The sequence below is a fragment of the Aquimarina algiphila genome, assembly GCF_947494415.1.
Taxonomy (GTDB): Bacteria; Bacteroidota; Bacteroidia; order Flavobacteriales; family Flavobacteriaceae; genus Aquimarina; species Aquimarina algiphila.
Genome location: NZ_CANLVC010000001.1, coordinates 161,100 through 184,296, shown reverse-complemented (window position 1 = coordinate 184,296; position 23,197 = coordinate 161,100). Strand labels below are relative to the sequence as shown.

At 32.6% G+C, this 23,197-nt stretch carries 15 protein-coding genes; 12 read left to right on the top strand and 3 right to left on the bottom strand.

Annotation, left to right across the window (positions count from 1 at the left end; genetic code table 11):
• Window positions 1–6 precede the first annotated feature (6 nt).
• The 3 genes from PQF96_RS00750 to PQF96_RS00740 form a co-directional block, all read right to left on the bottom strand.
• Complete coding sequence (locus PQF96_RS00750) at window positions 7–654, bottom strand: DUF2589 domain-containing protein (RefSeq protein WP_143917210.1); 648 nt, start codon at window positions 652–654, stop codon at window positions 7–9.
• 73 nt (window positions 655–727) lie between these two features.
• Window positions 728–1,375, bottom strand: coding sequence for a DUF2589 domain-containing protein (locus PQF96_RS00745; protein WP_200825114.1), 648 nt, complete (start codon window positions 1,373–1,375; stop codon window positions 728–730).
• Between the two features lie 265 nt (window positions 1,376–1,640).
• Window positions 1,641–4,325 (bottom strand): ATP-binding protein, encoded by a 2,685-nt coding sequence (locus PQF96_RS00740; protein WP_271764749.1) that lies wholly within the window; start codon window positions 4,323–4,325, stop codon window positions 1,641–1,643.
• A gap of 547 nt (window positions 4,326–4,872) precedes the next feature.
• Here PQF96_RS00740 and PQF96_RS00735 point away from each other — a divergent pair.
• The 12 genes from PQF96_RS00735 to PQF96_RS00680 all read left to right on the top strand — a co-directional run bounded on the left by PQF96_RS00735 (window position 4,873) and on the right by PQF96_RS00680 (window position 23,075).
• On the top strand, window positions 4,873–8,568 hold the full coding sequence (locus tag PQF96_RS00735; protein WP_271764748.1) for a T9SS type B sorting domain-containing protein: 3,696 nt from the start codon (window positions 4,873–4,875) through the stop codon (window positions 8,566–8,568).
• A 38-nt stretch (window positions 8,569–8,606) separates the two neighbouring features.
• Complete coding sequence (locus PQF96_RS00730; RefSeq protein ID WP_271764747.1) at window positions 8,607–9,503, top strand: PorP/SprF family type IX secretion system membrane protein; 897 nt, start codon at window positions 8,607–8,609, stop codon at window positions 9,501–9,503.
• Between the two features lie 711 nt (window positions 9,504–10,214).
• Complete coding sequence (locus PQF96_RS00725; RefSeq protein ID WP_109436634.1) at window positions 10,215–11,855, top strand: TldD/PmbA family protein; 1,641 nt, start codon at window positions 10,215–10,217, stop codon at window positions 11,853–11,855.
• 32 nt (window positions 11,856–11,887) lie between these two features.
• Complete coding sequence (locus tag PQF96_RS00720) at window positions 11,888–13,204, top strand: TldD/PmbA family protein (protein ID WP_271764746.1); 1,317 nt, start codon at window positions 11,888–11,890, stop codon at window positions 13,202–13,204.
• Window positions 13,205–13,336: 132 nt separating this feature from the next.
• On the top strand, window positions 13,337–13,957 hold the full coding sequence (locus tag PQF96_RS00715; RefSeq protein WP_109436636.1) for a DUF4159 domain-containing protein: 621 nt from the start codon (window positions 13,337–13,339) through the stop codon (window positions 13,955–13,957).
• A gap of 11 nt (window positions 13,958–13,968) precedes the next feature.
• Window positions 13,969–14,973 (top strand): AAA family ATPase, encoded by a 1,005-nt coding sequence (locus PQF96_RS00710; protein ID WP_109436637.1) that lies wholly within the window; start codon window positions 13,969–13,971, stop codon window positions 14,971–14,973.
• Window positions 14,974–14,977: 4 nt separating this feature from the next.
• Complete coding sequence (locus PQF96_RS00705; RefSeq protein ID WP_143917215.1) at window positions 14,978–15,874, top strand: DUF58 domain-containing protein; 897 nt, start codon at window positions 14,978–14,980, stop codon at window positions 15,872–15,874.
• A 1-nt stretch (window position 15,875) separates the two neighbouring features.
• Window positions 15,876–17,174, top strand: coding sequence for a BatA domain-containing protein (locus PQF96_RS00700; protein ID WP_271764745.1), 1,299 nt, complete (start codon window positions 15,876–15,878; stop codon window positions 17,172–17,174).
• A complete protein-coding gene (locus PQF96_RS00695) occupies window positions 17,171–19,402 on the top strand; it encodes a tryptophan-rich sensory protein (RefSeq protein ID WP_271764744.1) in 2,232 nt (743 codons plus the stop codon). The genes PQF96_RS00700 and PQF96_RS00695 overlap by 4 nt, the downstream gene beginning before the upstream one ends.
• Window positions 19,395–21,152, top strand: a complete 1,758-nt coding sequence (locus tag PQF96_RS00690; protein ID WP_271764743.1) for a hypothetical protein — start codon at window positions 19,395–19,397, stop codon at window positions 21,150–21,152. Before PQF96_RS00695 ends, PQF96_RS00690 begins: the two co-directional genes overlap by 8 nt.
• 54 nt (window positions 21,153–21,206) lie before the next feature.
• Window positions 21,207–22,286, top strand: a complete 1,080-nt coding sequence (locus PQF96_RS00685; protein WP_109436641.1) for an adenylate/guanylate cyclase domain-containing protein — start codon at window positions 21,207–21,209, stop codon at window positions 22,284–22,286.
• A 63-nt stretch (window positions 22,287–22,349) separates the two neighbouring features.
• Window positions 22,350–23,075 carry a LytR/AlgR family response regulator transcription factor gene (locus PQF96_RS00680; RefSeq protein WP_109436642.1) on the top strand — a complete coding sequence of 242 codons (726 nt, stop codon included), beginning with the start codon at window positions 22,350–22,352 and terminating at the stop codon, window positions 23,073–23,075.
• The last annotated feature ends 122 nt before the right edge of the window (window positions 23,076–23,197 follow it).

Below are 23,197 nucleotides of genomic sequence, written 5' to 3'. Positions count from 1 at the left end.
ACAATATTAATTTTTATCCAGTGGCATTTCTAAAGGTTCAATAGCTTTTGTATACACATCAATGATCGTTAGAAGCCCTTTTGTAAGAGGTAAAGTACCAGCAGTTACGCCTATAGAATACGCTGCATTTAGATCATTGCTTTCATATGTGTTAATGTTAGTATCTGTATTCTTAAGCATATTATTTTTAGGAGCTATTTTACCTAACATTTCTACAGAAGGATTTTTTTTTGTCCAGTTAATATCTGAAGTATTCTCTTCTGAAAAGTCATCATGATTCCAATCTTCATCGACACTATATTGAGAAGTGACATCAATATTAAAATCAATATTAACCGTTTCTACACCTAATGGACTGAATGGGAATATTGTAACCAATGGAAGACTAAAGTATGTAGTTATCTGTTGAATTTCTGGTTCTGAATTAATAGCATCTCCGGTCTCTAATACTCCTCTTGTAACCGACATCTTCAGCATTTTTGGTTTATAATGTTTTCCATTATAATGAAAACAATTATCCAGGAGTGATCTTATTTGCTCCTCTGCCATTTTAGATTGTGCTTTGGCAACAGCAACCAATGGTTGAGATATAAGTTCATTTATCAATGAACCTGTAAAATCATATTGGTTTTCTTTTTTAGGTTTTTTCGCCATTTTGTTGTGTTTAGAGAAGTGAAATCGATAAAATAAGAATAGACATCTTATTTTATCGATTACTACTTAATTATTAAGGTTTTTCTTGAGGCATTTCATAGGGTTCTATTGCCTTGGTAAATGCTTCAATAATGGTATTAACTCCTTTAGGAAGAGGTAGCTGGCCAGCATGAACTTTCACTGTGTATTTAGCAGAGTTACTTTTTTCATAATGAGAGCTAAAACTTGAGCTGTCACTACTGTCATAACTAGCACTTCCTTTGATTGTGGCCGAAACAGGACCCCAACCTGCTTTAACTTCCCAACTAGCTTCTGCAGCTATTTTTGTTTCCTGAGTTTCACTGGTCTCTTCTCCATAGCTTGATTTCACTTCCATTTCGAAGTTAATGTCTACATTATCCACTGCTAATGAGTTTAAAGGTATTACAGTAAGAATTGGTAAATCAAACTTTGTTGTGATAGGCTTAATGTCTGGTGCAGCATTTGGTTCTTCACTTGGAATGATAACTCCTCTGGTAAGCGACATATTAATCATTATTGGACTATACCCTTTTGTGGTATCGTCAAATGAAAAACAGGTGTCGAGCATAAATCGAGTTTGAGTTAATGCCATTGCAGAATTAGCTTTTGCTGCGGCATTTAATGGACCACCAATAAGGTCATCCATAGGCAAGCCCGTAAATTGCTGTGCCATTGATACTAGTTGTTTTTCTTGTGCCATGATTTTAAAAGTTTAAATTAGAATATATTAATGTTAACTCAAATGTAGAAAATAGCTATGGTGTAATGCGTAGGTGTTTATACGTGATTTTCGCGGATATTTGGTTGAAAATCAAAGTGCTCGATTATAAGCAAGAGTTAGATTTTGGATGTAGATAACCTATTTATCTTTTCTATGCAGTCAGTTAGAGAGAAAATAATCTTGTTACAAAAAGAGATGAAGGATTTATGAGCAGATGTTACGTGGTAAGGTCAAAAGTTTAAGACTAGTCATCTTTTCTAAAATATTCAGAAGGTAGTTTTCCAAATCTTTTTTTAAATGCCTGAGTAAAGTGAGGAAGGTTACTCATACCCAACTCATGGGCAATTTCACTTATACTGGCTCTTTCATTGTATTCAATCTTACGCTTTGCCGATTGTAGACGAATTTCTCTGATATAAGCAGCTGGGGTTTGCCCTGTTGCAGATTTAATTTTTCTGATTAGACTACGTTCACTGATTGAGAAATGATAAGCAAGATCGATGTTACTTAGTTTGGTGTTAGATATATTGGTAATAATGTAAGTATCTAATTCTTTTTTGAATTGTGCCATCTCTGATAATGAAAACTTATCAATAGTAGACAGCATACTTTTCTTTTGATTTAAAGAATTTTTGAGAGAAATATCGATACGTAGTTTTAGTTCTGTCATATCAAATGGTTTGATAATATAATCATCCACTCCCATATGTAATACCTCAATTTTATCATTTTGTAGTGTGCGTGCGGTTAAGAAAATTAAAGGAATCATTAAAAAATCTTCATCTGATTTTAGTTTCTTAATAAATTCTACTCCATCCATAACGGGCATCATATAATCGGTAATGATAAGGTCTGGTTTTTGGATAGATTTTAAGAGACTTAATGCCTCGTGTCCGTTAGCCGCCTGATACAGATTATATTCGGTTAAGTGACGTTCTAGGTATTGCCTCATATCGAGGTTATCTTCTACAAGTAAGATTGATGATTTGTTTACATCAATAGATTCTGTATGATTAACTGCATATGGAATGATATGCTTATCCAATTGATTTGAATCTGATGTTACAGGAAAATTCAACTCAAACGAAGATCCTTTTCCTATAGTACTTTGTACTGTTACAGAACCCTCATGTAGTTCAATGAATTCTTTGACAATAGCTAAACCAATTCCGGTACCGCTTACAGACTCCTTGCCATCCACCTGATAATATCTTTTAAAAATAGCTTCTATGTCAGAAGGAGCTATACCAATTCCTGAGTCAATCACAGTAATCGATACCGATTCTTTGTGCTCTTTTACCGTTATATGAATTTCTCCAGTTGATTTGCTATATTTGATCGCATTTGATACTAAGTTGATCATCATTTTTTCAAACATATCTCTATCAGTATCTATAAATATTTGTGCAGATGAATGCGTGATATAGATCGTTTGCTTATTTTCGGCAGCATACTTTTTAAAAGATTCAATAATACCTTTTAAAATAGGAATAACATCTTGTTTTTTCTTAATAATGCTTAATTGTCCATGATCCAGTTTAGATAAATCTAATATCTCATTAACGAGTTGCAACAGGTATTTTCCATTTTTCATAGACATTTTTAATTCCTGTTCTGTTTCCTTATTTAGTTTTCCTTTGTTTAATACACTTTCTAATGGACCCAAAAGTAGGGTAAGTGGTGTTCTTAATTCGTGAGAAACATTATTGAAAAAAGTGGTTTTAAGTTCCTCAATTTTTTTGAGTTGTTTTTTTTCTTCCTGAAGCTGACTGACTTCTATTTCTTTGATGGCAATTAAGGATTTATCTTGAAAAAAGCCCCAAACCAGGTCAATCATAAAAATAACATCTCTAAAAAGTAGAGTTAGAAACAAGCTGTTAAGTGTCCAAAAATTGTGTGGTATAATTTTCTTCCATGCCATAATTATTAAAATTCCGTTTAAGACAATTGGACTAATAGCTATTAAAAAGACATTAGCTCTATGAGGGTTTTGTTTTCGAAATTTGATAAGACAAACCGAAGCTCCAATGATAGTCATCAGGAAATAAAAATTATTTAAATCACTAAGAAATGGATAATCTGAATACAGATATACAGGAATACCCAAAAGAATATATGGCCATGCCATTATTCTGTACCAAAATTTAGAGTATTTCTGTATCTCGAGGTAATGCGCAATAAAAGCAGAAAAACTATAGAGCATTAATATCACAAGACAAAATTCAATTTTAGCAAGGAATGGACCACTTAACCCCCAAATAGAGTCAAAAACTTTATTGCGGATAATAACTTCTGATAAACTTACAATAACCATAAAAGCATAGTAAATATTATCCTTTGTTGGTTTTATATAGATAAGGAATAAAAAAATCAGGAAAATAAGTATTTCCATTCCTGTAAATAGGACAAAAAAAGTATGAGTCCTAATGAAATATTCATCAAAATCCTTTTGGGAAATATATTCTAAGTCAGTTAGAGAGCGTTTAAGCAATGCTTCAGTTCGAATACATGTCAATTTGATATATAATGTTTCTGTATCATTAAAATTAAGAGGTAATGCATTTTTATTAATTCCTCTAACAATGGATCGCTCTTGGTATTCCACTAGTTTTCCCGTAATAGCAATAACAGAATCAGAATGAGGACTATTATAGGATTCTACGTGGTCAAACAAATTTGAAAGTAAAAGCACACCGCTTTTTATTGAATCATTTGTGGATTCTTTATGTCTTATTTTTAACCAATATACTGGGATTGTGCTATCCATAGTATCAAACCCTTGTAAAGACTCCCATTCTAAATTTTCTAAAGTATCTTTAGATGAAATATCCCCTTCATGAACACTAATAGATAACATTTCTATAGACGCCTGCCCTTTAGCAATGCTTGTGGTTATTAAAAACAATAAAATGATTATGATTCTTATCATCAATAGATACTTGTTATGGTTTTACAAGGTATAATGAATCGAACAGATTACATAGAGATACTTTAAAATTGGCAACTTTTCAACAGAGATTGTCTGGAATTTGATATGGTAAACCTCATATTTTCGGAAGAGAAGTTTCTTAAATTTCTTACCTACAATTCGCTTTACTCATAATTAATAGGCATTCACTAAAAGAATTGATCTATTCACTCATTTATTTTTTTACAGGTCTATTAATTACACAAATTTGATTCGTAATTATAGGGATACTATTGGGAGTTACTATTGGATATTAGAATACAAGGGGGGTAAGTTAAGGTATTGATCAATCAGGTTTTATTTTGATGAATTAATTAGGAGAAGATAGATACATAACAAAAACCATATGATCTAAAAGGGGAAACCTTAGAATTGGCAGATTTTCAACAAAGATTGCCCGGAATTCAACATGCACACACCTATATCTTTGGTACTTCACATAACATCTGGTTCAAAAAACATATTCATCAAAATTAATGGAGAGCAACTCACATCAAAATAATTATTAATGAAAACTAATACTCAATTCTATACAGAAAAAAGAAACATAATATCAATGCTATTTTTTTTGATATTGATTTCATCTAGTGTATCTGCACAGATAATAAGCACTTGGGGAACTCTATCTGGTACTTTACCAGAAAACGATTTTCAAACCAGTAGTTTATCTGCCAATGCAGATGGCACTTCATTGATTACAGTAGATATTACCCAATCAGGTTCAGCAACTGTGAGTGAAGAGATTAATGCTGTTCCCCCAGGTTTAATTTTAGGGAATAGTTTTAATAATAGCAGAGCTACCATTGGGGTCTCGGGTAATACATATACGTATACATTTAGTGAACCCGTTCAGGTTATTTTAAGTTCGCAAGAGCATAGTGAATTCATAAGAACAGAAAATATTAAAATATCAAGTCCAGATACGGGGGTATTATTTTCAGGGAGTATTACAGGAGGACAGATTGGTCATTTTGTAAGTAATAATAATACTTCGCAGATTCATATTGGTTCTAATAGTACTATCACTACAGCAGGAACCTATTGGACGGTAGAAAGCAATATTGCACTGACTACTTTATCGGTTGAATATTATGTTGCAGATCCCGTAGAGGTTGTTTCTGGAGAACCATTTACGCTAGATTTAGCACCAAATCCCTGGGTTAGATTAGATAGTAATAATTCTACAGGAGCTGGAGGGATTGATTTTAATGGGACTATTTGTACTAGCGGAGCGAAACCTTTTGAGGGTTCTGATATTATTGTAAATGCACCTCATGGGATTGAGCGAATAGAAGTTAATCTTACAAATATGCAGGATACTGGTTTTGAAGAATTATCAATACCTGCAAATTTTCAAGACATCCAAATCACGGGAAATGGAACCAGTACTTTAATCGCAACAAATATAAATAGTGCAACGACTAGTGATTTTCAAGATATAATTAGTGAATTATATTATATTAATAAGGCCACAAACCCAAATACAACCATGGCTAGAGCTATTGAAATCATTGTATTTGACATTTATGGAAATTCATCTATTGCTGCAACAGGGAATTTAAGTTTAGTGAATGCTTCAAATTCAGGAAAAGTATCAGGTCCTATCGTGGTTTTGAGCACTGATACTTCAACCGATTTAATAAATGGATTGGATGGTTCTCAAGATGCTGGTGGTACATGGATTGATGTTGATGGAACTGCTGCTCTTACAGGTAGTGTTGTTGATATTACTACGTTAACAACAGGCACTTATGAGTTTAGATATGAAGTAACTGGGACAACTCCTTGTAACGGGTCATCCGTTAAGGTCGTGCTTATTATTGTAGATGCTAAAGAATTAGAAATAACATCACCTTCTTCTTGCGGTTTTATAATGACCGAATACACAGATGCTACATTTTCTTCGGGCTCTGATGATCCAATCTATATTTTTGATACCCCTGGAAATAATGGAGAATTAAGTTGTCCAACAGTAGTAGGAGCAAAATATCACTGGTACCTTTTTGATGAAGCTACGAATTCATATGTACCCTTTGCGATAAACTCTACACCAATACAAACAAACTTGGCTGATGGGGGATATCTCATTATAAGAGATGATGCAGGAACTATAACAGAGGGTAGAGCCTGGATATGGAATTCTAATCTCACCGCAGATGCTGGAACCTCACAAACTATTTGTAATGGAGATGCAGTAAGTCTAATAGGATCAGGAACAGGATTAAATTTATCATATACGTATTATGATCCTGTAAACACTCCTACTATAGTTACATCATCAACTATTTTTTCTGTTACTTTTGATATTGCGCATACCTATATTTCTGATCTAGGATATGCTTTAATATCTCCAGATGGTATGGTAACTGTTCGATTGGGTGTAAGTGAACGAGGAAGTCCATGCTATGGGTCTTCCAATGCACAAAATTTAACATTTACTAATGATACAACAATTATTCCTACACTGCCGTTTTTTGATATTTGTAAGTTTTCTAGAGATAATGGATGTTCCTTGACAGGTCCAGCATTGACAGGAACCTATAATGCATATTATACTAACCCTTCTAATAACAATGTGAATTGTGCAACATTTTCTGGAGGTTTTGGTCCTACACCAATAACCATGTCTTCAGTAGAAGGGTATGACATTAGCCGGGGAGGTTGGAAAGTACAAATATACGATTGTCAGGATTTGGATGATGGAGAAATAAGCTCTGTAACTATGGTTTTTAATAATGGAGCTGGAACTATAGTAACTTATGATAGTGGAGCTGTTAATGTACCAATCAAAGATGATTCTTGTTTTTCTAATACGGCTACAATTTATGAGCTACCTTTTACTCCACCACCATCCGTAGCGATAGAAAATGCTATTACTATCAACTTACAAAATAACATTGGTATAGGTAATACAGGAGGATATGAATGGTCATATAGCACAACGGGATCAACGGGACCCTGGAGTGGTCCTTTTGAAAATGGAACGATAACACCAAGTGTATCACCTACTAGTACAACTTGGTATAGAATACAGATGGATAATGGGGTAGGATGTAGTGCAGAAGATGTTGTACAAATCACAGTGATTGACAAGCCAAATTCAGGAACTGAAACTGATCTATATGCTTGTACTGGAGGTACCGTTATCAATCTTAATGATTTACTTTCTGGTGAGGAAACAGGATCTTGGAGTGTTTCTGCATTATCACTAAACAATCCAGGAAGTGATTTTAATTCTGGTATGGGAACGTATAATCCAGCAACAGAGGGTGTTTACACATTTGATTATACAGTGAATCCAATAGCTCCTTGTGTAGTCAATTCGACAACATCGGTGACCGTTTCCGTGCAAACCGAAAGAAGCGCAGGGAATAATAATACGATTAATACTAACAATCCGGATATAGTGATTGATCTATTTTCTAGCCTGTTGGGGGCGCCAGATACTGGGGGGGTATGGAGTTTGGATACTACAGGAAGTATTCCCGGTACTAATTTTGATTCAAGCGCCGGAACTTTAGATACCTCAGGTTTAGTTGCCGGGGCTTATAGTTTTGATTATATGATAACCAGTTGTACTACAGATATGTCCACTGTAACTGTACTCATAAATTTTCCAAGTGTTGATATTATTACACCTATAGAAGGGGATGATATTGTTAATGATATCGAGGATAAGGATGTAACCATTACCGGAACAACTATAAGTGTAGAAGAAGGACAAATGGTAACGGTTACTTTTTCTGACGGTACAAATTCTGTGACTACAACAGCTATTGTAGAGTCTGATGGTAGCTGGATAGCAACAGATGTCGATATAAGTGGGTTTGTAGAAGGAAGTATTATCATAGATGTTGAGGTAACCGATATAGCTGGTAACCAGGCAAATGATCAGGAAACTATTGTTTTAGATAATATAGCTCCGACCATTTCAAAAACTTCGATTGCGCAGGCTATGACTCCAAATAATGATGGTATAAATGATACCTGGGTTATTAAGGATATAGAAGAATTTCCAAATTCGGCTGTAAAAGTATATAACCGTTGGGGTAAAGAAGTATTTGCTAAACAAGGATATCAAAATGACTGGAACGGAGTATACAAGTCTAAAAGTGATCAACTACCTCAAGGCTCTTATTATTTTATCGTTGACCTAAAGAATGGGGTTAAACCTTTGGATGGATGGTTATATATAAATTATTAATTCAAAAAAAGTAAGCACACAATCAATCTATCAAAAACATGAAACTACAGATATATATAGTAATCATTTTACTCTTCTTAACAATAACGGGAGTATATGCACAACAGGAACCATATTATACACTTTATAGATATAATAAAAATGTGCTAAACCCTGCTAATGCAGGATCAGAAGGTCATATACAATTTACTACAAATATTCGTAGTCAGTGGTCAAGCGTTCAAGGTGCTCCAGAGTCACAGAGCCTTTCTTTTGATACTAACATAGGTAAAAACATGGGACTTGGACTTTCAGTAGTAAATGATCAAACTTTTATAGAAAAGCAAACGGGGATCTATATTGATTTTTCATATAAATTACCGTTAAATGAGCGAATAAATCTTTTTCTAGGGCTAAAAGCAGGGGGGAATTCTTATGATGTAAATACAAATGGACTACTCACATTTGGAGCTACAGAGGACCCTTTATTATCAAATGTTAATGAGTTTAACCCCAATATTGGGATTGGTGGATATCTAAAACATGAAGATTGGTTTTTATCTATTTCTGTTCCAAGATTGTTAAATAATGATAGGATTGATGATGAGTCTGGAATAGTTACAACAGCTACAGAGCGTTCCCATTTTTATGGGATGGCCGGTTATAATCTTAAATTAAGTAACAATATAGAATTTCGACCTTCAGTATTATTAAGATATGTCGATACAGCCCCTTTTTCGGTTGATTTTACTGGAGGTTTTTTGTTTTATAATAAATTCGAACTAGGAGCAGCTTATAGAACTGATAATGCGTTTAGTGCTTTTGCTACCATAAAGATTCAAAATTGGCTGCATTTTGGTTATGCTTATGAAGGTTCTTTAGAAAATGAAATAGCAAATGTTTCCAGAGGGACCCACGAGATTTTAATTCGATTTGCTATTGGAAATAAAGAATAATCTTTAGTTGTTAGGTTAATGCTTCTTAATTATTTCGGTTTTTACGCCTTATAAAACTCTTATTTAATACTCTTTAAATGTGTAATTATTGATCAATAATTAATTCAAAGTAAATCATCTCCTGACTTTGTTTAAACTTTATAAGCCAAATTTGATATGTGTTTTGTCAGATTAAGAGTACAAAAGTTTAACAAAAGTTTAGCCTTGCCCGTACATCGTGATTTATTCATGTACTTTTATAAATGTATTCACTGTGATATTTACTTTTTTTTATTTAAGTATCTGTTTTTGAGTGATTTAATTTTGTTTTTTTATTGATTTTATACTGATAAACTTAAAAACAATCCTTCTTTAAGCGTTTTTGATGATTATTGTTATTTGATATAATTTTTCTATTTTTAGTGCAATACTAATTATAAAAAGATAAAACAATTATCTTTTTCTTGGTATTAAATGGTTTTTATTGAATTATATAGAATGATCTGTATTTTGAAATGTACACGTTATGTTTCTTGAAAAAGGTCATTTTAATAGTACTTCAATGAATAATTATATGTTGAAAAAAGTTGGTAAAATAGTGATGATGGAGCTTTGGGGGTACTACTATTTTTAATTTTATAATAAAGATTATATACAGAATTCTTTAAGGTAATCATAAAGAATCTTACTAATAATAAACTAATATTCACTCAATCAAAAAAGGAAGCTTATATGAAACGAAGAGACTTTGTTCAATACGCGGGATTAGGAGCAGGCGCTTTAATGATGCCATCCCTGCTCTTAGGAAATGATATTTCCGCAGAAGCATTACTACATCCGGGAATGGATATAGCAATCAAAAAAAGAATGGCAGATATAGCTCTTAATACTGCAAAATCTTTAGGAGCGACTTATGCCGATGCTCGAATCGGAAGATATTTAAATCAATATGTTTTTACAAGAGAAGATAAAGTACAGAATGTTGTTAATACAGAATCCTTTGGTATAGGAATTCGTGTAATTGCAAATGGTACTTGGGGATTTGCTTCTACCAATGAAGTTTCTGAAAAAGGGATTAAAAAAGCTACAGATCAAGCAGTAGCAATTGCAAAGGCCAATTCAAAAATTCAAAAAGTACCGGTAAAGTTAGCTCCGGTAGCTTCTCATGGAGAGGTTTCTTGGAAAACGCCAATAAAGAAAGATTTCAAAGAAGTTCCTATTTCAGAAAAGGTAGATTTATTATTAAGTGCTAACGCAGCAGCATTAAAAAATGGAGCAAACTTTGTGAATTCTGGTTTATTCATGGTAAATGAACAGAAGTATTTTGCTTCTACAGAAGGATCTTATATCGATCAGGATGTACATCGTATTTGGCCAACATTTACAGTTACTGCTATAGATCGGGCTTCGAACAAATTTAAATCACGTCAGGCAATGAGTGCTCCGATGGGAATGGGGTATGAATATATGGATGGTTTAGATTCAGAAAAACTTGAAGGCCCAGCTGGCCTAAAATTATATAGAGGAAGTTATGATATGGTAGAAGATGCTACCATGGCAGCAAAACAAGCCAAAGAAAGACTTACTGCCAAATCTGTAGACGCTGGTAAATATGACCTTGTTTTAGAACCTAATCATTTAGGATTAACAATACATGAATCTGTAGGACACCCTCTGGAGCTTGATCGAGTTCTTGGATATGAGGCAAATTATGCAGGAACTAGTTTTGCCACATTAGATAAATGGAAAACAAAAAACTTTAAATACGGAAGTGATATTGTAAATCTGGTTGCAGATAAGACACAAGTAGGATCTTTAGGTGCTGTAGGTTATGACGATGAAGGCGTTAAAACCAAACAATGGGATCTTGTACGTAATGGAGTACTCACTAATTATCAAGCAATTCGTGATCAAGTACATATGATTGGTCAAAATGAATCTCACGGTTGTTGTTACTCACAAAGTTGGAATGATGTGCAGTTTCAAAGAATGCCAAATGTATCTCTGGAAGCAGGTAAAGAGAAATACTCTGTTGCAGAAATGATTAAGGATGTAGAAAAAGGAATTTATATTGCCGGTAGAGGTTCGTATTCTATTGACCAACAACGATATAACTTCCAGTTTGGAGGTACCGTGTTTTATGAGATTAAAAATGGAGAAATAGTAGGTATGTTAGATGATGTTGCATACCAATCAAATACTCAAGAATTCTGGAACTCATGTGCTAAAATATGTGATCAGAGTGATTATCGTATGTTCGGTTCATTTTTCGATGGTAAAGGCCAGCCCTCTCAGATAAGTGCAGTGTCTCACGGTAGTGCTACTACCAGGTTTAATAACGTAAATGTAATCAATACAGGTAGAGCGATTTAAACTATTGATTTACTACAAATACTAACAATATCATGGCAATATATACAAAAGAAGAAGCAAGAAAAATCATGGAGAAAGCTTTAAGCTTTTCTACCGCAGATGCTTGTGAAATTAATATAAGTGGAAGTGAAAGTGGTAACATTCGTTATGCACGTAATACGGTGTCTACAGCAGGACACAGATCAAATCAAACCTTGGTAGTACAATCAAACTTTGGTAAAAAATCTGGTACAGCAACGATTGATGAATTTGATGATGAATCTTTAAAGAAAGTTGTGAAAAGAGCAGAAGAATTAGCAAAACTTTCACCAGAAAACCCGGAGTTTATGGCTCCATTAGGTCCTCAGACCTATGATAAGTCAATCACGTTTAGTGAGGCTACAGCCAAGATTACTCCAGAATATCGTGCTACTGTGGCAAGCAGCAGTATTGAACCTGCAGCTGCAAAAGATATTACAGCAGCTGGATTTTTTAATGACTCATCCAGTTTTAGTGCAATGTTAAATTCTAGTGGACTTTTTGCTTATAATCAAGAGACCAATTCTGATTTTACAGTAACTATGAGAACTAATGATGGTACTGGATCAGGTTGGGTATCCAGAGATTATAATGATATAAGTAAGTTTGATGCTGTAGAAGCTTCTAATGTGGCAATAAACAAAGCATTGATGTCAAAAGAAGCTAAAGCTATTGAGCCTGGTAAATATACCGTAATACTGGAGCCAGCAGCATCGATAGGATTGTTGGGTAATATGGCAAGAGCGTTTAATGCCCGTACAGCAGATGAAGGAAGAAGCTTTATGTCTAAAGAAGGCGGAGGAACTAAATTAGGAGAAAAAATAGTAGATGAACGCATAAATATATGGTCTGATCCTTTACATCCTGAAGTGCCAACCAGTACATGGAATGGTTCTGGACAACCCTTGAAAAAAACAAGCTGGGTAGAGAATGGAGTGGTAAAAAACTTAGCTTATAGCCGATATTGGGCAAAAGAAAAAGGAGTTGATCCTGTTCCTTTTCCTAATGGTTTTATTATGCAAGGTGGTGATGCATCTCTAGAAGATCTTATAAAAAGTACTAAAAAAGGAATTTTGGTAACTCGATTATGGTATATTAGAACCGTAGACCCTCAAACACTATTATATACAGGTCTTACCCGTGACGGAACGTTTTACATAGAGAATGGGAAAATAAAGCATCCTGTGAAAAATTTTAGATTTAATGAAAGCCCGATTATTATGCTAAATAATCTAGAAACACTTGGTAAACAAGTTAGGATGAATGGTAATTTAGTCCCTTATATGAAAGTAAGAGATTTTACATTTACCAGTTTATCAGATGCAGTTTAATTCTATAGCATAACTATACACTGGTCATTTTGATGAGTTCATTATGACCAGTTTTTTCTTTTAGATTACTTCATCAGGAATGTATAGTAGAAACAATAGGGGTAATAGTAAAGATTAAAACAACAAACTGCATTGGGTAACAAATTTTTCTTCACACGATTACAGTATGAGTCTGGGGATTGGGATGTTGATCAAAGGATGCCTTCCAATCTTTTAAACTCTCTTGTTGAGTATACAACTTTAGAGGTAGATACTCAGGAAAAAATAATAGCATTAAGTAGCGAGGAGATATTCAAAAGCCCATTTTGTTATATATCAGGTCATAAGTTGGTTCAATTTACTAAAAAAGAGCGGGAGAATTTTGAGAAGTATGTCAATAATGGAGGGTTTGTATTTGCTGATGATTGTAATCATGATATAGATGGTTTGTTTTCAAAATCATTTGAACGCCAAATGGAAGATATTTTTGGACCTGGACAATTAAAGAAAATTCCCAATAATCATGAGATATACAATGTGTTTTTCAAATTTGAAGATGGCCCACCTACTACTTCTCAAGAGCTTAATGGATGGGGGGATGATATAGTACACGATTATTTAAAAGCAATTATAATCAATGGTAGAATAGGAGTTTTATTTAGTAATAAAGATTATGGTTGCGAGTGGGATTATGATTTTAGAAATAAAAGGTGGTATAAGATAGATAATACTCGTTTTGGAGTGAATATAGTATTATATGCACTTACATCATAAAAAATATATTGATGGATAAAAATTTAGCAAGTATTGAGCAAGAGGTAAATATATTAACCGGAAAGCTTAGTGATTTAAGAAAAGAAATAGGTAAAATAATTACAGGTCAGGAAGAAACCATAGAACAATTATTGATTACTTTTTTAGCCGGTGGGCATGCCTTGTTAGAAGGTGTTCCTGGATTAGCAAAAACGTTGATGATAAGAACATTGGCAGAGGCAATTGATTTAAAATTTAAGAGGATACAATTTACTCCAGACCTTATGCCTTCAGATATTATTGGTACCGAAATATTGGAAGAAGATTATAGTACTGGAAAGAAGTTTTTTAAATTTAATAAGGGACCAATTTTTGCTAATATTATACTTGCAGATGAGATTAACCGTACACCACCTAAGACACAGGCAGCTTTATTAGAAGCGATGCAAGAGTTTGAAGTAACCTATTCTGGGAAAACATATGAGTTGGATAAACCATTTTTTATTCTAGCTACTCAAAACCCTATTGAACAATCGGGGACATTTATGCTTCCAGAAGCTCAGCAGGATAGGTTCTTGCTATATATAAAAATTGGATATCCCAATGAATTAGAGGAAACTACGATTTTAAAAAATACTACAGGTGTTAAAAAGGAAACACTCAATAAAGTAATTACAGGTGAAGATATCATAAGATTACAATATCTTGTTCGAGAAGTTCCTATTAGTGATGAATTGATCACTTATGTAAGCAGATTAATTCGCGCAACAAGACCAGAAACTACAAAGAATGCATACGTAAAGGATTGGGTAAGTTGGGGAGCAGGGCCAAGAGCTGGTCAGGCAATGATATTAACAGCCAAAGCTCGTGCATTGATTAAAGGACGTTTATCTGTTACTCTAGAAGATATAAAACATGTGGCTATTCCCGTATTACGTCATAGGACTATTGTAAATTTTAGAGCAGAATCAGAAAATATAACAGCTGACGATGTTACTCGTCAACTACTAAAGGAGATTACTGTACCCAAAAATTAAATAAGTGAAGCAGGATTATCATCAATTATTAAAACCTGAACTCATAAAAAGCGTCTCTGGATTAGCATTGATTTCGCGTGTAATAGTAGATGGTTATTTATCGGGACTTAATCATAGTATTAGTGTTGGTCCGGGAATGGAGTTTAGTCAATTCAGGAGTTATGAACCAGGTGATGATTTACGATTGTTGGATTGGAAAATGTTAGCACGATCAGGAAGGTATTACATAAAACAATCTGAAGTAGAAACCAATATTGCAGTAAAATTTATTTTAGATGCAAGTATGTCGATGCTCCATCAGGAGGAAGGATTATCTAAGATGGATTACGTAAGAATCTTAATAGCTTCTTTAGCATATTTATCACATCATCAAGGAGATGCTGTTGGTCTTTTTGCACTTAATGATCAGCATTTATATAATTTGTATCCAAAAGTTCAGAAACAACATTATAATCGTTTATTATTAGAGTTGATTAATATTCAGAATGAAGGAAAATGGCCAGAGTACTCCAAGGAATCAAATAATTTTCATGATCGCGGTCAGAAAGAGTTGATTTTCTTTATTACTGATTTATATGAACATCATAAAGAACTTACTTCTTTTATTAAAAAAATAAAAACCCCAAGAAATGAAGTTGTAGTATTACACCTTATGGGAAAGAATGAATTAGAATTTGATTATAAGGGGACGGTTACTTTTGAAGATCTTGAAACGGGAATGAAACTTAAAATAGATACTAAAACTGCAAAAAAGAAATACTTGTCATCCTTAGAAGAAATGATGAAAAAGACAAAAGACATTTTATTGGCAAATGGAATTAGTTATCATCTTTTTAGATTGGATGAGCATATAGGAGAAGCGCTACAGGTATTTTTGAAGAAACGAAATAGATTAATGTAATATGTTCTTTCTTAACCCTACATATCTATGGGCTTTATTGGGACTCCTAGTTCCCATAGCAATACATCTGTGGAGTAAAAAAGAGGGAAAAACAATCAAAATCGGTAGTATCAAATTACTGGACGAATCAGATTCAAAACAAACCAGTAGTATTCAAATCAATGAGTTGTGGTTATTAGTACTAAGACTAGTGTTGCTTAGTGTGCTTATTGTTATTATCGCCGGACCTCAAATAAAAAAGAAAGTAAGCACAATACCGATTACATATATTTTTGAATCCTCTTTATTGCAATATGAAGAAATATATACTATTCTCGATACAATAGAAGAGGGAGAATCCTTAAGAATGTTACAAACCGATTTTCCAGAACTTCAAAAAGATCAATTAGATAGTGTTGATATCAAAGTACCAAACTATTGGCAATTAGCTACAGAAATGGAAACTCTTGAAACCGATAGTATTGTGGTTTTTACTAATGGATTTAGATCAGGGATAAAAGGTATACGCCCTAAGGTAAATAAAGATGTTAACTGGGTAATTCTCGATCTGGAAAAACCATTTGACCAACCTATAGAAGCGGTTAAAAAAGAAAGTAAAATACAACTTTTGTCAGTATCGAGTGATCATGATGGTTTATCTTTTAATAAGCAGCTTCTTTCTTCTAATAGCGATAGCATAACATTAAACACATCAAAAGATAGTTTGATTTTTTCGTTAGAAAAGAAAAAAAATAGTATCCCTTTAATCAATGAAAAAACCATTACTATACTATTGTTTTATGAAGATAGTTTATCTAACGAGATGAAGTATTGCAACGCAGCATTTAGAGCAATATCAAAGTATATTAATAGACCTGTAGAATTGCAAATTGAAAAGAAAAAGGATACGATTGATTTTGATACTTTTGATTTGATGGTATGGTTGTCTAAGAATCCAATTCCAAAGACTTCTGCAAAAGTATTGGCATATAGACCAGATGAGTTGGCTCATAATATTATTGAAGAAGGACCTTCTTCCAGAATCTTTTACTTAACCTCTCCCCTTAATACAGAAAATAGTATTAATAAACATCTTTCTGAAGAACTTTTATATCTAATCGATATACATAAAGAGGCAAAGGAAAAAATTGATTTGTATGACAAACGGGTTATGGATATAAAAGAATTATCTCCTTTAGTATCTAATCTCAAAATTGATAAAAAAAATGCTTCAATTTTTGATATCTCACAATGGCTATGGATAGTATTAGTCTTCTTATTAATTATAGAACGTATAATAGCAAAATACAGAAGACAATGAAGATGACAGGAAATATGATATTAAATCGGTTTAGGAGACGTTGGCAATTCATGTTGTGGGTTGAGATTTTACTGTATTCTCTTGGACCAGCTATTTTGGTGTATTTTTTATTCTTCAAATTACTTTGGTCAATACTTGTATCGATAGTGTTAGTTGGATTTATGCTTATTTTTATAAAACCATGGAGGCCCAATTTAAAAAAAGTAAGTGGTTACATAGATCAACATCTGGATACAGCAGAGTATAGTACTGGTCTTTTATTATTACCAGAAGAACAATTATCAGGACTGGCAAAGCTTCAACAGTATAAAGTAGCGAAAGAACTTGTGGAGAAATTGGGTACTATTAGTCCACCAAGCAATTTGTTACGAGGAAGTGTCATTATGGGCTTATTTGCAATAGTAGGATTTCTAATGTATCAATTTAAGATAATCAATTATTTACAAGAGGCAAAGGAACCAAAAATACCTGCAAATACAATAGTTTTCACAGCTACAGATTCAATTTCAAAAAGAGGTAAGCAACCTAAATTAGAACACCAGGAATTAATTATAGATTATCCAAGTTATACACAAATACCTTCTTTTAGAACTACAAAAATGGATGTAAAAGCAGTAGAAGGTTCAAAATTAACTTGGCGAATCAAGTTTAATACACATATAAAAGATGTAACTATAGAAAGTATGGGAAGTAGTCAATCCATGAATTATGGTAATGAAATATATACTCAAACTTCTACATTGAATGCTTCGGGGTTTTATAATTTTAGATATACTGATGTACAAAATACATCATATACTTCTGATTTGTATGCTATGGAAATGATAAAGGATAGGGGGCCTGGAGTAGAGATTATTGGACTAAAACAGTTTACTTCCTTCGAGTTTAATGAAAATAAAAAGCTTTCTTTTAAAACCTCTGTTACTGATGATTTTGGAATTGCAGATGTTTATATTATTGCTACAGTAAGCAAAGGCTCTGGGGAATCAGTAAAGTTTAGAGAAGAAAAATTAAGCTTTGATAATAAGGTTGTTAGAGGGAGTAAAAATTTGAAGTTATTAAAAAGTATAGATTTAGATAAGATGAAAATGGAGCCTGGAGATGAACTTTATTTTTATATTGAAGCTTTGGATCGCAAGCAACCGATGTCTAATACATCCAGAAGTGAAACCTTTTTTGCCGTTATAAAAGATACACTCTCTGATCAATTTGCAGTTGAAGGTACTATGGGAGTAGATTTAATGCCCGATTATTTTAGAAGTCAACGACAATTGATTATAGATACAGAAAAGTTAATTCGGGAGAAATCAAAATTGACTAAAAAAGAATTTAATTTTAAAAGTAATGAGTTAGGCTTTGACCAAAAAGTACTACGCCTTAAATATGCAGAATTCATGGGGGACGAATCAGAATCAGAACTTGTTAATCAAGAAAATCCTGAAATTTCTAATGAAGACGAACATGGAGATGAAGATCATGATGAAGAAGATCCTTTGGAGCAATATACACACAAACATGATAGCGATAATGAGCACAATCTGGTCGATCATAAAGAAGAAGATAGTGAAGAAAAGAACGATCCTTTACATGAATACTTACATAACCATGAAGATCCCGAAGAATCAACGCTATTTACACAATCTCTAAAAAGTAAACTAAGACAGGCCTTAAATGAGATGTGGGATGCAGAACTATATTTAAGATTATATACTCCAGAGAAATCATTGCCATATCAATATAGAGCATTAAAACTTATACAGGAGATTAAAAACAGTGCTCGTGTCTATGTACATAGAATCGGCTTTGATCCACCGCCTATTAAGGAGGATAAAAGACTTACGGGTAAAATAGAAGAAGTATCTAATTTTAGGAAAAAAGAAGAATTACAAGAACCAGAGATATATCCATCGATACGACAAACAATCTTAAGATTAGAAGAATTGATAGTAGGAAAAGAAAAGATTAATGATGGTGATAGAACACTTTTTGAGAAAGCAGGAAATGAATTGGCTATCAAGGCACTTGAAAATCCAGGAAAATATCTAAGAACATTACAAAAATTAAAAAGAACTACCGAAAATAAAAAAATACCATTGTCCACATTGGTTGAAATACAAGGAGGTTTATTTGATGCACTTCCAGAACTAAAGTATAATGCAGTAAAAAGAAAAGTACTAACTGGCGAGATTAATGAATTATTATTAAAAGAACTTGAAGTTCATGATTGATAACCTTACTTTTTTGAATGCAGAATTGATGTGGCCATTAAGTATAGGAGCAATCCTGTTATGGTGTGTTTTTATTTGGAAAGAATGGTATTCAAAAAAGAAGCCTAGATTTTGGATCAAAGTAACGATATCATTTTTAGCTATTGGTGCTCTTGTTATCTTGGTATTAAAGCCAGTAATAAGTGTGCCCGGGGATGTTACAAAAATGGTGATACTGACAGAAGGTTATGATCAGGTAAGGTTAGACAGTATAAAGAAAGTTCATAAAAGAATTAAAGTATACAAGTATAACATCAATCAGTCAATTTTTAAAGATATAAATATTCCGGATTCTGTTTTTATACTGGGCTATGGTGTAGAACCCTTCGACTTTTGGCAATTCGATAATTGTAAAGTAAAATACCTTAACGATTCGATACCCTCAGGAGTGATTAGATTTACCTATGATCACAAAAATACCGTGGGAAAACAAATGATATTTAATGGGCTTTATCATAAGCCTAAAAAGGAAAATCAACTAGTATTAGAAGGTCCGGGAGGAGTATATTTAGATTCAGTTTCATTAGGGGATGATGAGCAACAAATATTTAGATTATCTACAAAACTCAATCTACCAGGGAAATTTGTTTTCTCTCTGATAGAAAAGGATACTACAGGTAAAATTCATTCTAAAAATCCAATTCCCCTTCTTGTAGAAGATCCGATTCCCTTAAAAATATTAATAGTGAATGGATTTCCAACTTTTGAAACCAAATACTTAAAAAATTATTTGGCAGAAATGGGGCATCAGGTATTAGTTAGAAGTCAAATTACCAAAGGAAGATACAAATATGAATATTTTAATATGGAAAGACTACCTATAGGTACTTTCTCAGAAAAAAATCTACAGCCTTTTGATTTGGTTATTATCGATGCAAATTCATTTAAGAAATTAGGAAAAACATCCAGAACAGTTTTAAGAAATTCGATCAGAGAAAATGGTTTAGGCCTTTTTATACAGTCTGATCAGGACTTTTTTAGATTTTCGAGAAACTTTGGCTCATTTGATTTTGTTACCCAAAAAAACGTAGAGACTAATCTTAAAGATCAATCAAAAATAAAAATTTCTAAATCCCCTTTCTTTTTTAAAGATGAATTTTTATTACATCCAATTCATAAAAATACCAACAATCAAGTACTATCTGCATATAAACCAATGGGGAAAGGAAGAATAGGAACTACAGTATTAGAAAACACGTATGAATTAGTATTGAATGGCCGGACTAAGGTTTATCAGGAATTATGGTCAAAATTGATTAGTAGTATAAGTAATAAGGAAATTCCTTCAGCAGAATGGAGGTCAAGAGGAAATATAGCATATATTAATCAACCTTTTAAATTCAAGTTAAGAACATCTATAGCCAAACCTATGGTTAATACGATAAATGGATATAAAATTTCAATGCGTGAAGATATTGATATATCTAACCTATGGAGTGCTACTACATATCCAAAAACCTTAGGATGGGACACTCTGTTGATACAACAAGATACAACAGAAGTCTTTCCATACTTTGTTACTCATACTTCTCATTGGAGATCGCAGACTCATTATGAAAAAATAGTAGAAAATAACAAGTATTCTGCTGTTTCCTCAAAGGAGAGTAAAGAAGAAAATAAAGCTTTTAGATTAGTAAACCCTTTAGGATTCTTTTTGATTTTTTTAATCTGTATTGGATATCTATGGTTAGAACCAAAAATGGTAAATTGACAGAAAATATAAACTAAAAAATTGTTGGAGTATTTTAGTGCCAAATTATAGAAGATGAATCGAAACCTTAAACAATATAGTACACTTTTATGGCAATCTATCTTTTTTTGGGGGATTGCCCTGGGATGTTATGTAATATTTAGATTTTTTGGGATAGATGAAGAAGTAGGGATACAGACGAATCCAGATTTTAGATTTAAAGAAGCTTTATTTGCTTTTGTTATATTAGGAATGTTTCTGGGATTAATATATGCTACAGTAGATTTTATTTTTGATAAATTCTTTTCAAAACAAATAACTTTGGGGTTGAGAATTATTGTTAAGAGCTTTATTGATTTTACTATCACCATTACTATTTTTACCATGATGTTAAAGATTTCATCTAAAATCTTTAACGTTGACTTTAATACAGAACAAGGATGGTGGAGGGATGATAAGTCATTTTGGGCCATTATTATATATCTGGTTCTGGTTTCTTTTGTTTTTTCGTTTATTACAATCGCAGTTGAAAAATTTGGCAAAGGAGTTTTTCTAAAAATGCTCTTAGGAAAATACAAAAATCCGCAGGAGGAGAAACGTATATTTATGTTTTTAGATTTAAAAGACTCTACAACAATAGCAGAAAATTTAGGACATTATGCCTATAGCCAATTTATACAGGATTGTTTTTATGACCTTAATGATGTAGTTCCAAAATATGATGCCGAGATTTATCAATATGTTGGTGATGAAGCGGTATTATGTTGGCCTTATAGAAAAGGAATATCCCAACAAAAATGTATCGGTATATTTTTTAGTTTTAAAAACAATCTAGATGAAAAAAAGGAATATTATCTAAATAAATACGGAGTTTCTCCAGAGTTCAAGGCAGGATTGCATGGTGGACAAATAATGGTTTCTGAGGTAGGGACGGTTAAAAAAGAATTAGCATATCACGGAGATGTAATTAATATTTCTGCCAGAATTCAGTCACAATGCAACACGTACAATGAATTCTTTTTGATTTCTTCTGAATTGCTGAGTGATATACAAATAGAAGAAGAGTTTTCTGTGAAAGAAATCGGAGCTCTTAAATTAAAAGGTAAAAATGAACTAGTAGATATTTGTGCAATACAACAAATGGCTGAAATTTAAAAAAATATATAACAAACCAGTAATATTAATTACTTTGGTAGTCCCTTATAAAATTAATAGTATATGATTAAATCATTACTCATTGAAGATGAAGTATATATTAGAAAAGGCTTGCTTAATTTGTTAGAATTATTAGATACTGAGATAAATGTATTAGGAGAATGTGAATCTGTAAACGAAGCCGTTATTTTGGCAAATGCCTGTAAACCAGATTTGATTTTTTTAGATATTAATCTTGCAGATGGCACTGCTTTTGATTTTTTGGAACAAACTAAAAATCTAGAATTTAAAATAATATTTATTACTGCTTATGAAGAATATGCACTTCAGGCATTAAAAATAGGGGCAGTAGATTATCTGTTAAAACCTATAGAAATAGATGAACTTAAAGAAGCTATTGAAAAAGTAAGTAATATCAATACTAAAGACATTCTAAAACAAATGGATATTGTTCAGAATCATCTTAAGGGAGAAGGAAAGAAAATTGTTTTACGCACTCAAGAAAGTCTTCAGTTTGTGATTTTAGATCAATTGTTATATTGCAAATCAGATAAAGGATACACTACATTTTATTTAAGCGACGGCAGAAAGTTTCTGGCCTCTGGTTCTATCGTAGAATTCGAAAAACAATTACCTCAAAACGTTTTTATTAGATCACATCAATCATATCTAGTAAATCGTGATTATATTGATAGATATGATAAAAAAGGGTATTTAATTTTGGCAAATGAAACTAAAATTCCTGTATCTACAAGGAAAAGAGAAGAGATTATTTCTAAAATATTCTAACTAATTTATTTGAGAATGTTATTGTCATCATAACTATTCTTTTTAGAATATAAAATTGCTGTAAGAAAACGATATTACTTAACGTAGCTCCTTATTGCTAGTGTTCTGTGTTTTGATTCAAA